General features: G+C 69.4%; 16 protein-coding genes. 8 read left to right on the top strand and 8 right to left on the bottom strand.

What is annotated here, in order from left to right; all coding sequences use genetic code 11:
- Nucleotides 1–10: 10 nt before the first annotated feature.
- The 6 genes from ABIC51_RS17880 to ABIC51_RS17855 form a co-directional block, all read right to left on the bottom strand.
- Nucleotides 11–391 carry a CpaD family pilus assembly lipoprotein gene (locus ABIC51_RS17880; protein WP_021164087.1) on the bottom strand — a complete coding sequence of 127 codons (381 nt, stop codon included), beginning with the start codon at nucleotides 389–391 and terminating at the stop codon, nucleotides 11–13.
- 15 nt (nucleotides 392–406) lie between these two features.
- Entirely contained in the window at nucleotides 407–1,789 is a 1,383-nt protein-coding gene (locus ABIC51_RS17875; RefSeq protein WP_021164088.1) for a type II and III secretion system protein family protein, read from the bottom strand.
- A gap of 54 nt (nucleotides 1,790–1,843) precedes the next feature.
- Nucleotides 1,844–2,863 (bottom strand): Flp pilus assembly protein CpaB, encoded by a 1,020-nt coding sequence (gene cpaB, locus ABIC51_RS17870; protein ID WP_136469220.1) that lies wholly within the window; start codon nucleotides 2,861–2,863, stop codon nucleotides 1,844–1,846.
- Between the two features lie 20 nt (nucleotides 2,864–2,883).
- Entirely contained in the window at nucleotides 2,884–3,357 is a 474-nt protein-coding gene (locus tag ABIC51_RS17865; RefSeq protein WP_027791206.1) for an A24 family peptidase, read from the bottom strand.
- A 90-nt stretch (nucleotides 3,358–3,447) separates the two neighbouring features.
- Nucleotides 3,448–3,630: a Flp family type IVb pilin gene (locus ABIC51_RS17860; protein WP_027791205.1), complete on the bottom strand. Its 183-nt coding sequence runs from the start codon at nucleotides 3,628–3,630 to the stop codon at nucleotides 3,448–3,450.
- Nucleotides 3,631–4,004: 374 nt separating this feature from the next.
- Entirely contained in the window at nucleotides 4,005–4,394 is a 390-nt protein-coding gene (locus ABIC51_RS17855; RefSeq protein WP_226128844.1) for a hypothetical protein, read from the bottom strand.
- A 99-nt stretch (nucleotides 4,395–4,493) separates the two neighbouring features.
- Here ABIC51_RS17855 and ABIC51_RS17850 point away from each other — a divergent pair, with 99 nt between their 5' ends.
- From ABIC51_RS17850 to ABIC51_RS17825, 6 genes are all read left to right on the top strand, one after another.
- On the top strand, nucleotides 4,494–5,561 hold the full coding sequence (locus ABIC51_RS17850; RefSeq protein WP_027791204.1) for an ABC transporter substrate-binding protein: 1,068 nt from the start codon (nucleotides 4,494–4,496) through the stop codon (nucleotides 5,559–5,561).
- 14 nt (nucleotides 5,562–5,575) lie between these two features.
- Nucleotides 5,576–6,427, top strand: coding sequence for an ABC transporter permease (locus tag ABIC51_RS17845; protein WP_124841015.1), 852 nt, complete (start codon nucleotides 5,576–5,578; stop codon nucleotides 6,425–6,427).
- Between the two features lie 48 nt (nucleotides 6,428–6,475).
- Nucleotides 6,476–7,294 (top strand): ABC transporter permease, encoded by an 819-nt coding sequence (locus ABIC51_RS17840; RefSeq protein WP_226128845.1) that lies wholly within the window; start codon nucleotides 6,476–6,478, stop codon nucleotides 7,292–7,294.
- Nucleotides 7,295–7,327: 33 nt separating this feature from the next.
- Nucleotides 7,328–8,173 carry an ABC transporter ATP-binding protein gene (locus tag ABIC51_RS17835; RefSeq protein WP_021162897.1) on the top strand — a complete coding sequence of 282 codons (846 nt, stop codon included), beginning with the start codon at nucleotides 7,328–7,330 and terminating at the stop codon, nucleotides 8,171–8,173.
- 148 nt (nucleotides 8,174–8,321) lie between these two features.
- Nucleotides 8,322–9,275, top strand: coding sequence for a TauD/TfdA dioxygenase family protein (locus tag ABIC51_RS17830; protein ID WP_226128846.1), 954 nt, complete (start codon nucleotides 8,322–8,324; stop codon nucleotides 9,273–9,275).
- A gap of 156 nt (nucleotides 9,276–9,431) precedes the next feature.
- Nucleotides 9,432–10,379 carry a TauD/TfdA dioxygenase family protein gene (locus ABIC51_RS17825; protein ID WP_060085026.1) on the top strand — a complete coding sequence of 316 codons (948 nt, stop codon included), beginning with the start codon at nucleotides 9,432–9,434 and terminating at the stop codon, nucleotides 10,377–10,379.
- 100 nt (nucleotides 10,380–10,479) lie between these two features.
- Here ABIC51_RS17825 and ABIC51_RS17820 read toward each other — a convergent pair whose 3' ends face one another.
- Entirely contained in the window at nucleotides 10,480–12,141 is a 1,662-nt protein-coding gene (locus tag ABIC51_RS17820; RefSeq protein ID WP_059684287.1) for an ABC transporter substrate-binding protein, read from the bottom strand.
- Nucleotides 12,142–12,406: 265 nt separating this feature from the next.
- Between ABIC51_RS17820 and ABIC51_RS17815 the strand changes: the two genes are divergently transcribed.
- Together ABIC51_RS17815 and ABIC51_RS17810 are read left to right on the top strand one after the other, a co-directional pair.
- Complete coding sequence (locus tag ABIC51_RS17815; protein ID WP_027791198.1) at nucleotides 12,407–12,814, top strand: DUF427 domain-containing protein; 408 nt, start codon at nucleotides 12,407–12,409, stop codon at nucleotides 12,812–12,814.
- Nucleotides 12,815–13,198: 384 nt separating this feature from the next.
- Nucleotides 13,199–14,191 carry a sulfonate ABC transporter substrate-binding protein gene (locus ABIC51_RS17810; protein WP_226128847.1) on the top strand — a complete coding sequence of 331 codons (993 nt, stop codon included), beginning with the start codon at nucleotides 13,199–13,201 and terminating at the stop codon, nucleotides 14,189–14,191.
- Nucleotides 14,192–14,227: 36 nt separating this feature from the next.
- On the opposite strand, the gene ABIC51_RS17805 is transcribed toward ABIC51_RS17810, so the two are convergent.
- Entirely contained in the window at nucleotides 14,228–14,812 is a 585-nt protein-coding gene (locus ABIC51_RS17805) for a putative glycolipid-binding domain-containing protein (RefSeq protein WP_226128848.1), read from the bottom strand.
- Nucleotides 14,813–14,935: the final 123 nt, after the last annotated feature.

Below are 14,935 nucleotides of genomic sequence, written 5' to 3'. Positions count from 1 at the left end.
CCGGGTCGGTTCAATGGCCGGGCGAGCCGGTCGTCAGCGTCTTGCCGGGCGTCGGCTGCTTCACGCGATCCTCGACGTAGCGGCGCACCGCGTCGGCCGCGGCCTGCGCGTCCGCGCCGCCGTACGGCACGGGCGCGACGAGATCCTCCGGCCGCGCGAGCATCGCCGCGAGGTTCGAGTAGGTCGCGCAGCCGAACGGCACGCCGGGCCGCGCGTACCCCGCGTCGACGAGATGCGACGGCTGCATCAGCGTCGCGCAATCGGGCGGCACCGCGCGCGCGCCGTCGAAGCCGATCGTCCGCGCATCGGGCAGGTTGACCGGCGGCGGCGCCGACAGGCAGCCCGCGAGCCCCAGCGGCAGCAGTGCGGCAACGATCGATCGGGTTCGCATGGGCGCGCCTCCGGTTCAGTACACGAAGCCCGCGGCGCCGACGAGGCGCGGCGTATCGCCCGACAGCAGGTCGAGCCCCAGGTTGCGCTGCACCGCGAACTCCAGGTCGCTGCTCGGCCGCGCGACCGTGTCGATCGCCTGCTCGAGCTGGCCGGGCCCGGCCGGCTGCACGATGTACGGCGTGACGATGACGACCACCTCGGTCTTGTTGTCCTGGAAGTTCTTCGACGAAAACAGCCGGCCGATGATCGGCAGCCGGCCGAGCCCCGGGATCTGCGACACGGTGTCGGCCGTCTGGCTCTGCAGGAGCCCGCCGATCGCGAAGCTCTGCCCGCTCGACAGCTCGACGGTCGTCTCGACGCGCCGCACCGTGAGCCCCGGCACCTTGACGCCGCCGGTCGTCACGCTGTTGTTCGCATCGACCTCGCTCACTTCCGGCCGCACCTTCAGGCTGATCCGGTTGTCGGCGAGCACGGTCGGCGTGAAATCGAGCGACACGCCGAACGGCTTGAACTCGACCGTGATCGCGCCGGTCGACGAGCCGGCCTGCGCGACCGGGATCGGAATCTCGCCGCCCGCGAGGAAGCTCGCGGTCTCGCCGGACATCGCGGTGAGGTTCGGTTCGGCGAGCATCGTGATCAGGCCCTCCTGATCGAGTGCGTCGAGCACCACGTCGATCGACCAGCGTCCCGCGCGGAACCCGCCGAGCACCGAGAACGCGCCCGTCGGCGACAGGTTGAACAGGCTGGTTGTCGGATCGAACAGCGTGCGCCCGTTGAACAGCCCGCCGACGAAGTTGCCGGCCCCGCCCAGCGAGCTCCAGTTGATGCCGAGCTGCTGCGTGATGTTGCGGCTCACCTCCGTCACGCGCACGCGCAGGTTCACCTGGATCGGGCGCGACAGCGTGAGCCGGTTGACGATCTTTTCCTTGTCGTGCAGGTACGGCGTGAGCGACTGCATCACGGCGTCGGCGTCGGCCGCGCTCGGCACCTTGCCCGACACCATCAGCGAGCCCGGCGCACCGGACACCGACAGCTTCAGTTGCGGAAAGCGGCTGTCGAGCACGCCCTGCAGCGACGCCGTGTCGACCTGCACGATCACCGTCTTGCGCAGGATCGGACGATGGTTCGCGCCGAGCGCGATCAGCGTGGTCGTGCCCGCCTTCTTGCCGAACACGAATACGGTACGCGGCGACGGCACCTGGATGTCCGCGATGGCCGGATCGGCGACGAACATCGCGGTTGCGGGCTCGGGCAGCGACAGCAGTTCCCCCTTGCCGGTCGCGATCGACAGCGCCGCGCCCGCGTCCGGCGCCCGCGCGACCTGCGCGGCGGCACCCCCGGACGCGATGCCGCAGGCCAGGCCCAGGAAAGCGATCCAACGAACCATGCGCACCATGCGTGTTCCCGTCAAATGCCGGCCGCCGGACGGACGGCCCGAATCGTCAATCCGTCACTGCACCGTCGCTCCCGGCGGCGGCGCACCCGCCTGCGCCGCGACATTGGCACCGCCCGGTGCCGCGGGCATCGCCGGCCACGACGGCAGCCCGGACGGCAGCGGCGGCAGGCCCGGCGTGCCGGTTCCGCCGCCGTGCGATCCGTCGTCGACCGACGAACCGCGATAGATCACGACCGCGTTGTTCCGCCACGCCGGCCGCGCGCCCGCTTCCGGCCCGGCGGACGGCTCGCGTGCGGTCTCGCGCGCCGCGCGCGACACGTCGCCGGCCCATACCGGCTGGGTATCGGCCTCCTGCTCGTCGCCGCCCGCCGGCTGCCGCCGGTCGCTCGTCGCGAAGCTGCGCAGCGCGAGCGACAGCGAGCCGAGGCGGGTCGCCACCAGCACGACCTGCGCGGTGCGCGGCGCGACCTCGAGCGTGACCGTGCGCGCGCGCGCCGTCGCGTCCGGCGCGCTCGCGGGCGCCTTCGCGCGCTGGAATTCGGAACCGACCGCGAGCACGCGCGCACGCCGCACCACCGTCTCCGCTTCGAACGTGCCCGGCGACGTCGCCGAGCCGCCGATCTGCTGCGTCAGCAACACGTCGACGAAGTCGCCCGGCTGGATCAGCCCCGCGTTGCCCGACACGTCGTCGACCGGCACCGAGATCGCGCGCATGCCGGGTTGCAGCGCGGCCGCGAGAAAATCCGGCGCGCCGGCCGGAATCACGTTCTCGACGCGAATCGGCGCACCCGCGCCCACGTGGTTGCGCAGCAGCGCGCCCTTCAGATCCGCGCCCGGCTGCGACTCGACGAACGCGCCGGCCGGCACCTGCGCGCGCGGCATGCGTTTCCACGCGAGATCGTTGTCGCGCAGCAGCAGCCCTTCCGGCAGGTCGGCGGCGGCGACCCGCACGCGCGCCTGATCCGTTTCGGCGGGCACCGACGGCGTCGACGCGGCGACGTACAGTTCGCGCAGGATGAACGCACCGATGCCGGCGGCAACGACGAGCACGGCCATTCTCAGCGGTTTGGGCATGGCGGCGTGCGTCCCCCGGGCTAGGTAAGCGAAACCGTGTGTGGAAACGACGCCCAGACGGCCAGCGTGCCGCCGAGCGCGAGCGCCACGCCGTACGGCACGCCGCGCGCGTCGATCGCGTGCACCGGCGTGGCGCGCCGCGACCGCGATACCAGCAACGCGACGCCGCACAGGGCACCGCCCGCGCCGACACTCGCCAGCACCGGAAACACCAGTGCCGGGCCGGCCCACAGGCATACCGCCGCCGCCAGCTTGACGTCGCCGCCGCCGATCCAGCCCGCGTGACGCATCGCGCCGAACAGCACCAGCGTCGCCGCGCCGATCGCGACATGCCCGGCCAGCGGCGCGAAGCCGTCGCGCGCGAGCGCCGCCGCGACGAAATACAGCGCCGCGAACGCGAGCACCACGCGATTGGACAGCCGCCGGTCGCGCAGATCCTGCGCGGCGAGCGAAGCCAGCAAGACCGTGGCCACCGACTGCACGAGCGTGAGCATGGGAGAGCCGTCCGTCGACACGCACCGGCCGCGGATACGTTCTACCGCTGCGGATCCCGGTGTTCGTCGGTGGCGCGCGGGTTCGGCGGATCAGATCAGGCTCGTCACCTTGTTGATCAGCGTCGTGAATATGCTCGGCAAGCCGCCGGTGTTGCTGCTGAGGATCACGCCGACCGCCGCCAGCGCGACCACGACGATGCCGGCCAGCACTGCGTATTCGAGCGAGCTGACGCCGCGTTCGTCACGCAGCAGGGACTTGACGTATTGCAGCATGGCAACCTCCGTGTAACGGGTCGGTGACCGACCGTTGAACGCAAAGACGCACCCTTGCTCCGGCGGTTGCGCAGGACCTTCGCCCATTGCGATGCGTGCGGGCGACCCTGGCACTGGGTCGTTCGCATCCCCCGGAATACTCTCGATCACGACAACACGCGGCGCGCAACGATGACTTCGACCGTTGCATGCCCGCATCCATGGTGCGGTCTTCCCGCACGATGCAACCACGCTGATTCGTCTAGGGTATAGACAATTTTTCAGGCGAATTCAAATGATTTGGCGTCGGAGTGCATTTATGGATTTCATGCTGCAACGATGAATGCCATATCACTCATTTGCCTTCATTTTTCTCGCGGCATTTCGCATGGTTCTCATATCGGAACAGGCATTGCCACTGTTGCGGCGCATGATTTTCCGGCCGGCCGCCGAACCGTTTCCATTCGATTTATCAGCATGCCGGATCGATCGACAGCGGCTCGCTTCTCCTTATCCGGCCTGACTTCCCGGCAAAATTGACCGGCCCGCATCACATTTCCCCGATTACCGGCCTCCGTCTTTCCGCCCGGATTCGTCCAGCGACCCTTACGCGAATCCATCCACGTCGCCATTGCGATTTTCAAATCGACGATTGCCCGATTCGGCATCCGGCCGCAATCGACATGATGGGAATCCTGAATGAATCTCCAATGCATGTGAATGCGGTTCTCCGCCGCAAAGAACGGAACGCGCGGCGCGGCAACCCGCAAGGCGGCGATAAGCATAGTTCAAATCGTTTCTTGTCCGGCCCCGGCACGTCATCGAGAATGCCCCGACGGGCTGCGGCCCGGCCTTGTTCCTCAACGTTCCGGACCCGTCGATTCATGCTTCCACTGCGCCTGCTGCGATCGCTGTTCATTGCGTCCCTCATTGCGTTGCCGGCCGCCGCCGCGCACGCCGACAAGCCCGCCACCATCCGCATCGGCGTCGCCCAGCAAGGCGCCGGCGATCCGCCGACGTTCGGCGGCTCGAGCGCCGCCACCGCGCAGTTGCAGCAACAGGTCGAAAAGGAGTTCGCGGCAGACGGCATCAAGGTGGAATGGCTGTTCTTCAAGGGCGCGGGGCCTGCCGTCAACGAGGCGATCGCCAACAAGGCGCTCGACTTCGCGTACCAGGGCGACCTGCCCGCCGTGCTCGCGCGTGCGAACGGAATCAAGACGCGCCTGCTGCTCGCCGCGAGCGTGCGCTCGGGCGTCAAGATCGCGGTGCCGCCCGACTCCACGATCCGCTCGATCAAGGACCTGAAGGACCGCCGCGTGTCGATCTTCCGCGGCACCAACCTGCAGCTCGTCGCCGACAACGCACTCGCGAAAAACGGCCTCGGCGAACGCGACCTGCGCGTGATCAACCTCGACGCCGCGAGCTCGCTCGCCGCGCTCGCGTCGAAAGGCATCGACGCGTCGGTGGGCGACTACCAGCTGTACAAGCTGCGCGACGCGGGGCTCGCGAAGATCATCTACGAATCGCAGAACGACGGCCCGCAGTTCACGCGCCAGACGCACCTGCTCGTGCTCGACGATTTCGACCGCGCGCATCCGGACATCGTGCAGCGTGTCGTCACCGCGATCGTGAAGAGCGCGCAATGGTCGTCCGACGAGGCGAACCGCGACGCGCTGTTCAAGCTGTGGGCGAAGAGCGGCGTGCCGGTTTCGTCGTGGCAGGCCGACTACGCGAACCAGCGCCTGAAGGACCGGTTGTCGCCGCTGATCGATCCGTTCTTCGTCGCGCGCTACAAGTCCGTCGCGCAGGATGCGCTCGCATTGAAACTGATTCGCCAGCCGGTCGACGTCGACGGCTGGTTCGAGCCGAAGTATCTCGACAACGCGCTGCGCACGCTGAAGCTCGAAAACTACTGGCAACGATACGACGCGGCCGGCAAGCCCCTTTCCTGACCCGGACTTTCCCGATGAGCGACACCGCGTTTTCCGTCCCGTCATCCGACACTCGCACGCCCGCCGCGCTCACCGCGCAGCCGCACCCGGCGGCACACGTGAAACGGTGGTCGTGGCGGCTCGCGCCGTGGCTGCTGCCCGCGCTGCTGTTCGCGCTGTGGAGCGTCGGCAGCGCGCGCGGCTGGATCGCGCCGCAGATCCTGCCGCCGCCGGAACGCGTGTTCGACGCGCTCGCGGATCTCGCGACGAGCGGCGATCTCGTGCGCCACACGCTGATCAGCCTGCAGCGCGTGCTGGTCGGGTTCGCCGCCGGCACGCTGCTCGGCTTCGCGACCGGCGTCGCGCTCGGCTTGTCGCGCACGCTGGAAGCCTACGTGCTGCCGAGCTTCAACGCGCTCGTGCAGATTCCGGTGCTCGGCTGGCTGCCGTTCCTGCTGCTGCTCGTCGGCGTCGGCGAACCGCTCAAGTACCTGCTGATCGCGCATGCGGCGCTCGTTCCCGTCACGCTGAGCACGCTGCAAGGGTTTCGCCAGACACCGCCCGCGCTCGACGAAGTCGCCCGCGTATTCGGCTACACGCGCCGCCAGCGCATCGTGCACGTCGTGCTGCCCGCCGCGATCCCGACGCTCGCGACCGGCGTGCGGCTCGCGTTCACGAAGTCGTGGCTCGCGCTCGTCGTCGTGGAGCTCGTCGCGTCGTCCGAAGGGCTCGGCTACCTGATCGTGTACGGGCGGCAACTGTTCCAGCTCGATCTCGTGATGGCCGCCGTGATCGTCGTCGGGGCGGTCGGCCTGCTGATCAACCGGCTGCTCGACGCGCTCGAGGCGCGCCTGCGCCGCGGCGTGCCGTCCGCCTTCCGGGGCTGAGCCACACACGATGCCCGCCCCGCCCGCGCAACCGAAGGAGATTCTCCCGTGACGCATTCCGCTTCGCCGGACGCCGCACCGCCGGCCGCCACGGCCACCCGCCGCCTGCGTGCGCCCGACTGGCGCGGCTTCGTCCTGCCGCTCGTCGCGCTCGCGCTGTGGTGGGTCATCGCGTCCGCGCACCTCGTGAACAGCGGCCTGCTCGTCGGCCCGGCCGACGTGCTGCGCACCGCATGGGCGCAAGCCACGAGCGGCGCGCTCGGCCGCGCGCTGTCCGCGTCGCTTGCGCGCGAAGCCTGCGGTTTCGCGATCGGCGCGACCGGCGGGCTGCTGCTCGGCACCGCGCTCGGGTTGTCGCGCATCGCCGCGCGGATGGTCGGCCCGAGCTTCGACACGTTCAAGCAGATCTCGCTGTTCGCGTGGATTCCGCTGATTTCCGTATGGTTCGGCCTCGGCGACGTCGCCAAGGTCGTGTTCCTGTCGCTCGCCGCGCTGCTGCCCGTTGCCGCTCACACCTGCGACGGCATTCATGCGGTGCCGCGCGCGTATGTCGACGTCGCCCGCGCGTTGCGCTACTCGCGGCTCCAGCTCGTGCGCCACGTGATCCTGCCGGCCGCGCTGCCGTCGATCTTCACCGGGCTGTATCTCGGCCTGATCTATTCGTGGCTCGCGACGCTCGGCGCCGAATACCTGCTGGTCGCCGGCAGCGGGATCGGCAACACGCTGATCGACGGCAGCGAGCAGTTCCGGATGGATCTCGTGCTGTTCGGGATCATCGTCGTCGGCGTGACCGGCTGGGCCCTGAACGCGATCGCGCGCGCGATCGAGCGCAAGGTGCTGGCCCGGCGCGGCGACCTGCCGCGCTGATCGCCCCTTCCTTTCCCCCTTCCTCACACCGCCATGACGACCCTCGCCTCCGATTCGCTCGACATCCTCCACGTGAGCAAGCACTACGCGCAACGCGGCGCCGCTCTCGCCGTGCTCGACGACGTGTCGCTGCACGTGCGCGCCGGCGAGTTCGTCACGATCGTCGGCGCGAGCGGCTGCGGCAAGTCGACGCTGCTGCGCCTGATCGCCGGGCTCGACACCGACTACGCGGGCGAGATCCGTGCCGGCGCCGAGCGCGTACGCGACACGTCGCTGCAACGCGGGATCGTGTTCCAGGATCACCGGCTGTTCCCGTGGCTGACCGTCGCGCAGAACATCGAGGCCGCGCTGCGCAACGCGCCGCTCGACGCGGCCGCGAAGCGCCGCGCGGTCGCCGATCACGTCGCGCTCGTCGGGCTGAACGGCTTCGAGCATGCGTATCCGAACCAGTTGTCGGGCGGGATGGCGCAGCGCGTCGCGATCGCACGCGGCCTCGTGAACCGCCCGCGCGTGCTGCTGCTCGACGAGCCGTTCGGCGCGCTCGACGCGCAGACGCGCGCGCGGATGCAGAACGAGCTGCTGCGCATCTGGGAACAGGAGCGCATCACGATGATCCTCGTCACGCACGACGTCGACGAAGCCGTGTATCTCGGCGACCGTGTCGTGACGATGGCGCCGCGCCCGGGCCGCATCGAGCGCATCGTCGACGTCGCGCTGCCGCGCCCGCGCCGGCGCGATTCACCGGAATTCGCGCGGCTGCGCGACACCGTGCTCGCCGGTTTCGACGACGGCGAACCGCCGGGCGACGATCACCCGCGCGGCAAGCGTATCGACCCGCCGCGCCCGCACCGGATCGGCGAATGGCGGCTTGCGTGGTAGCACGCATGGCGCTTCGATTTGCTCAGCACGACGACGCATATCGATCGGCGCCGCACGCACGCTAAGGTTGTGACGATTCATCGGTTCCGGTTGCGCACGGTCCCTGCTTGAATGGAGACTCGACCGACCCGACTCCAGGAGACTCCCGATGTCCGAAGTCCAGCACGCCGCTCACCCGTCTTCGCATGCTTCGCACGCCGCGCCGCGCACGGCCGCCACCCCGCTCCAGCTTCGCCAGGTCGCCGGCCGGATCGGCGCCGAGATCGCCGGCGTGCGGCTGTCGGGCACGCTCGACGACGCGACGTTCGACGCGATCCAGGCCGCGCTGCTGCGCCACAAGGTGCTGTTCTTCCGTGGCCAGCACCACCTCGACGACACCGCGCAGGAAGCGTTCGCACGCCGCTTCGGCGAGACCGTCGCCCACCCGACCGTGCCGTCCGTCGACGGCAGCGCACACCTGCTCGAACTCGATTCCGCACACGGCGCGCGCGCCAATTCGTGGCACACCGACGTGACGTTCGTCGATGCGTACCCGAAGGTCTCGATCCTGCGCGCGGTCGTGATTCCGCCGTTCGGCGGCGATACCGTGTGGGCCAACACGGCCGCCGCCTACTCGAACCTGCCCGACCCGCTGCGCGCGCTCGCCGACACGCTGTGGGCACTGCATACGAACGCGTACGACTACGCGTCGACGCACGTGCATGCCGACGCTGCGCAACTGAAGCGCTACCGCGAAGTGTTCACGTCGACCGTCTACGAAACCGAGCACCCGGTCGTGCGCGTCCATCCGGAAACCGGCGAACGCACGCTCGTGCTCGGGCATTTCGTGCAGCGGCTCAAGGGGCTGTCGGCGCAGGATTCCGCGCACCTGCTGCAGGTATTCCACGAGCATGTGACGCGTCTCGAGAACACCGTGCGCTGGAACTGGCAGGAAGGCGACGTCGCGATCTGGGACAACCGCGCGACGCAGCACTACGCGATCAACGACTACGGCGATGCGCGCCGTGTCGTGCGCCGCGCGACCGTGCACGGCGACGTGCCGGTCGGCATCGACGGCCGCCGGAGCGTCGTGCTGAAGGGGCCGGGCGCGACGCTGCAATAACGCCCGCGTCACGCGGCGGCGCCGTTCCGTGCGCGCCGCCGCACCTGCCTCCTCCGCCACCGGACACCCGACCATGCCCATCCCGCCACCGGACCGACGCACGCACGCGCAACGATGTCGGCCCCGCACCCCGTTCACTTCCGCCAGGAGCGTCGCATGAGCGCCTTACTCGAACCCGCCGCCGAGCCGATCGACGTGATCCCGCTGTCCGCCCATATCGGTGCGGAAATACGCGGCGTCGACCTCACGCAACCGTTGACCACGCCGCAGATCTCGGCGATTCGCGCCGCGCTGCTGAAATGGCGCGTCATCTTCTTCCGCGAGCAGTTCCTCACGCACGAGCAGCACGTCGCGTTCTCCGCGCAGTTCGGCGAGCCGACGGTCGGCCACCCGGTGTTCGGGCACGTCGACGGGCATCCCGCCGTGTATTCGATCGCGAAACACCGCAAGGCCACCCGCTTCGAAGGCGAACCGGTGCGCCGGCCGTGGACCGGCTGGCACACCGACGTGACGGCCGCCGTGAACCCGCCGTGGGCATCGATCCTGCGCGGCGTGACGATCCCGCCTTACGGCGGCGACACGCACTGGACCAACCTCGTGCGCGCGTACGAAACGCTGTCCGCGCCGCTGCGCGGCTTCGTCGACGGCCTGCGCGGCATTCATCGCTTCACGCCGCCGGCCGGCGCGCGCGCAACCGATGCGTTCGACGACGCGGTCGAACGCCGCCCGCTCGTGACCGAGCATCCGCTCGTGCGCGTGCACCCGGAGACCGGCGAACGCGCGCTGTACGTGAGCCCGAGCTTCCTGAAATCGATCGTCGGGCTGACGCCGCGCGAGAGCCAGGCCCTGCTCGAACTGCTGTGGGAACACGTGACGCGGCCTGAATTCACGATCCGCTTCAAGTGGGAGCCGCGCAGCATCGCGTTCTGGGACAACCGCGCGACCGCCCACCTCGCGCCGGTCGACATCTTCGATCTCGACTTCGACCGCCAGCTCTATCGCACGACGCTCACCGGCGACGTGCCGGTCGGCCCCGACGGCCGGCCGTCGGTCGCGCTCGAAGGCTCGCCGGTCGAGGCCGCGGCGGCGGTCGCGCTCAACTGAACCGGCGGCAGCCGGCGTGCCGCGGCGCGCCGGCCTTTCCGTCACTTCCGTCACGTCACGCCGATGAATGCGCGGGCCGCGCGTGTGCGCGGCCCGTCCGTCAATCCAGCCAGACCCCGTCGAAACGGTGCCCGCCGAGCGGCGAGAACGTCAGCCCGTGCACGCGCTTGGACACGGGCAGCGACACGATCGACGTCGCGATCGGCGTGAACGGCACCTGGTCCTTGAACACGACCTGCGCCTGTTCGTACAGCGCCGTGCGTTTCGCGACGTCCGCATTGGAACGCGCGGCGTCCACCAGCCGTTCGAAATCCTGGTTGCACCATTTCGCGAGATTGCTGCCGTGCACCGCGTCGCAACCGAGCAGCGTGCCGAGCCAGTTGTCGGGATCGCCGTTGTCGCCCGACCAGCCGTACAGGATCGCGTCGTGCTGCCCTTCGAGCTTCGCGCGGCGGTTGTATTCGCCCCATTCGTAGCTGACGATCTTCGCGCGCACGCCGATCTTCGCCCAGTCCTGCTGGATCAACTGCGCCATCAGCTGCGCATTCGGGTTGTACGGGCGCTGCACGGGCATCGCCCACAGCGTGAGGTCGAAGCCGTTCGGGAAACCGGCCTGCGCGAGCAGCGCCTTCGCGGCCGCCGGATCGCGCGGCGCATCCTTCAGGCGCGGGTTGTACGACCATTGCGCGGGCGGCATCGGGTTCGTCGCGATCTTCGCGTCGCCGTTGAACACGGTCTTCACGATCGCCGACTTGTCGATCGCGATGTCGAGCGCGCGCCGCACGTCGACGCGATCGAGCGGCGCATGCTGCGTGTTGTACGCGACGAAGCCGACGTTGAAACCCATTCCCGAGAACAACGACAGCTTCGGGTCGCGCCGCACCGTGTCGAGGTCGGCCGGCCGCGGGAACACCGACACCTGGCATTCGCCGGACACCAGCTTCTGCAGGCGCGCGGCCGGATCGGGCGTGATCGCGAACACGAGACGGGCGAGCTTCACGTCGTCCGGCTTCCAGTAGTCCGGATTCGCGTCGTAGCGGATCAGCGCGTCCTTCTGGTACGTGCGCAGCAGGAACGGCCCCGTGCCGACCGGGAACTGGTTGATGTCGGCCTCGCGGTGACGCGCCGCGAGCTGCGACGCGTACTCGGCCGACAGGATCGACGCGAACGCCATCGCGAGATTGCGCACGAACACGACGTCGGGCGTCTTCAGCACGAAGCGCACCGTGTAGTCGTCGACCTTGTCGATGCGCTCGATGTTGCGGTCGAAACCGAGGTCGCTGAAATACGGGAAGCTGACCGGATAGGCCTTGCGGAACGGATCGTCCCGATCGAGCATCCGGCGGAACGTGAACACGACATCGTCGGCCTGGAACGGCCGCGTCGGCTTGAACCACGCGGTCGTCTGGAACTTCACGCCGCGCCGCAAATGGAACGTGATCGTGCGCTGGTCGGGCGACACGTCCCAGCTCGTCGCGAGTGACGGTTCGAGATCGAGCGTGCCGCGCTTGAACTGCACGAGCCCGTTGTAGATCGTGAACGTGCTCGCGTCGAAATCGGTGCTCGTCGTGTGCTGGCCCGGATCGAAGCCGGCCGGGCTGCCTTCGGTGCAATACACGAGCGTCTTGCCGGCGGGCGCGGCCAGCGCCTGCGTGGCCGCGCCGGCGAGCAGCAGCGACGCCGCGATGCAGCGCAGGGCCGTCGCGGCGCGCGGCGGTTTCCGCACGCGAGGCGCGGCGGGCGAAACGAAAGAGGTCTTCATGGTGGCGGAATCGGTGGCTGTCATGCAAATGACGACGGCCGATCTTCGCGCGTCGCCCGCCGATCGCTTACCAATTAATTGCGCGTTGCTTATCGCTGGATCGGCATCCCGCCGCCGCGGCACGGGGATGTCCGTGCGAGCGTCGGGCACGTGGCCCGCGTCGCCTCTTCCGGCCCCGTGCAGGTTCGCCGAAATGGGCGCATCGTATCGGCTGGCCAACGCCGGCGCGTATCCCGTCGCGCCGCCGATTCCAGGAGGACACACCATGCCTGTCAGCCCCGATACGCCTGCTCGCCCGGTGAAGACGCCGGGCCCCGATCACCCGATCACGATCGAATCGCACCCGCGGCGGGTCGTGGTCAAGGCGGCCGGCCGGATCGTCGCGGACACGCGCCGCGCGCTGGCGCTGCGCGAAGCCGCCTACCCGGCCGTGCTCTACATCCCGCGCGAGGACGCCGACCTGACGCTGCTGCTGCGCACCGATCACGCGACCTACTGCCCGTACAAGGGCGACTGCGCGTACTACTCGATCCCGGTCGGCGGCGAACGCTCGGTCAATGCCGTCTGGACCTACGAGGCGCCCTATCCGGCCGTCGACGCGATCCGCGGGCACCTCGCGTTCTATCCGGATCGCGTCGATTCGATCGAGGAAAGCCCGACCGGCTCCGATTGAGCGTCGCGGCAGCGGTTCAGGCAGCGGCTCGTCGCGCGCCGGGCGGCCACGCGTGTGAGGCGGCAATTTTTCCGGGGCGGCCTGCCATGCCGCGCCGTTCCGGCCGCGTTTTGGCCGCGTTTTGGCCGCGCTTTGGTTCGTCGCTGCGGGTTCCGGCTCGTCCCGGCGGGTTTTTGCACCGATCGCCGGAGCGAACGCCCGCAACGCGTCCACCGCTGATTTGCATATGCCCATTCGTTGGTTGGCCGCCAACGCAGGCGGACGTATCGTCACGAGTCCGGCGCGGGCCGGCCCGTGGCGTGCAGCGCCCGCATCCGGCCCCGCCCTGCGCCGACCGCGTCGCCTTTCGCGCGCGGCCCGCTCCTTCGCCCGCAGGACGCCTCGATGAACGACACACCGCACGCAGACGTTGAACCGACACCGGCGAACCCGCAGCGCCGCCAATGGCTGCAAGGCGCGGCCGCCGGGCTGGCCGGGCTCGCGCTCGGCCCGCTCGCCGGCCTGCCCGCGCACGCCCAAGACAGCGGCACGCGGCTGCGCATCGGCTTCCAGAAATACGGCAACTTCGTCGTGCTCAAGGCACGCGGCACGCTGGAAAAACGGCTCGCGAGCCAGGGCGTCACGGTGCAATGGCTCGAATTTCCGGCCGGCCCGCAATTGCTCGAGGGCCTGAACGCCGGCGCGATCGACGTCGGCACGGTCGGCGAGACGCCACCGATCTTCGCGCAGGCGGGCGGCGTCGATTTCGTCTACATCGGCAACGAGCCGCCCGCGCCGCAGGGCGAGGCAATCGTCGTGCTGCCCGATTCGCCGATCCGCAACGTCGCGCAGCTGCGCGGCAAGAAGGTGGCGTTCAACAAAGGCTCGAACGTCCACTACCTGCTCGTGAAGGCGCTCGAACACGCGGGCCTGACGTATGCCGACATCCAGCCGATCTACCTGACGCCCGCCGACGCGCGTGCCGCGTTCGTGCAGCGCAACGTCGATGCGTGGGTGATCTGGGATCCGTACCTGGCCGCCGCCGAGCGGCAGATCGGCGCGCGCGTGATCGCGAACGGTGAAGGGCTCGTGCGCAATACGCAGTACTACCTCGCCGCACGAAAATACGCGGCCGCTCATCCGCAGGTGCTGCGCGCGCTGCTCGACGAAGTCGACGCGGTCGACCGCTGGGCACGCGACCACGTGGCGGAAGTCGCCGCGCAACTGTCGCCGCTCGTCGGCCTCGACGCGCCGACGCTCGAAGTCGCGCTCAAGCGCGCCGGTTATGGCGTGCAGCCGATCAGCGACGCGACGCTCGCGTATCAGCAGAACATCGCCAACGCATTCAGCGCGCTGAAGCTGATTCCCGGCAAGCTGTCGGTGGCCAGCGCACGCTGATGCACTGCCGCCGACGCACGGCGCGGCACGCGTGCGTCAGCGCGCGGGGGCCGCGCCGATGCGCCGCCATTCGTCGTAGTCGGTGACGAGACCCGCTTCGTCGACCGCGATATCGGCCGCATACGTGCCGCTTTCATAGCGGTACACGTGCTCCGCCGTGCGGGTATAACGCTGCTCGCCGCGCACGAACTCGAATTCGGGGAAGCGCAGCCACGCGGTATGGATCACGGCCGCCTCGCCGACGGCCAGCCCGAGCCGCCGGATCGGCAACGTGTTCGTCGACGGGCTGAAACCGAGATCGATATCGGTCGCGCCCGCGAGCGCCGGTACGTCGGCGCCGTCGATCGTCCAGCGCCCTGCGTCGCACGCGACATCCCGCTGCCGTGGCGGCTGCGTGCCGCCCCACTGCGTGATGCGCGCCGCGCGCGTGAGCCAGTCTGCACCGCACGAGACCGCGTAATCGACACGAAACGGCGCGCCGTCGATCGCGCCCGACACCGCCCCCGACAAGCCGATACCCGTTCGCGACTCGACGAGCCTGCACCATTCGGCCGCCTGCCAGGTCTGCACGATCTGCCATGCGACGCAGCGCGTGCGCACCGCTTCATCCTGTCGCGTCATGTCATCGTCTCCAGTCGATCGCACGGAAGCCGATTGTCGCCCATCGCACCGGCGAACACACGCGGCTTGCGCAACCGATGGTCAGTATCGGGGCGCTCCACACCTTCAGTCAGCCGTGCTTTG

This window comes from Burkholderia sp. 572, from assembly GCF_040545135.1.
Taxonomy (GTDB): Bacteria; Pseudomonadota; Gammaproteobacteria; order Burkholderiales; family Burkholderiaceae; genus Burkholderia; species Burkholderia cepacia.
This window is presented reverse-complemented; position numbering and strand designations above follow the sequence as displayed.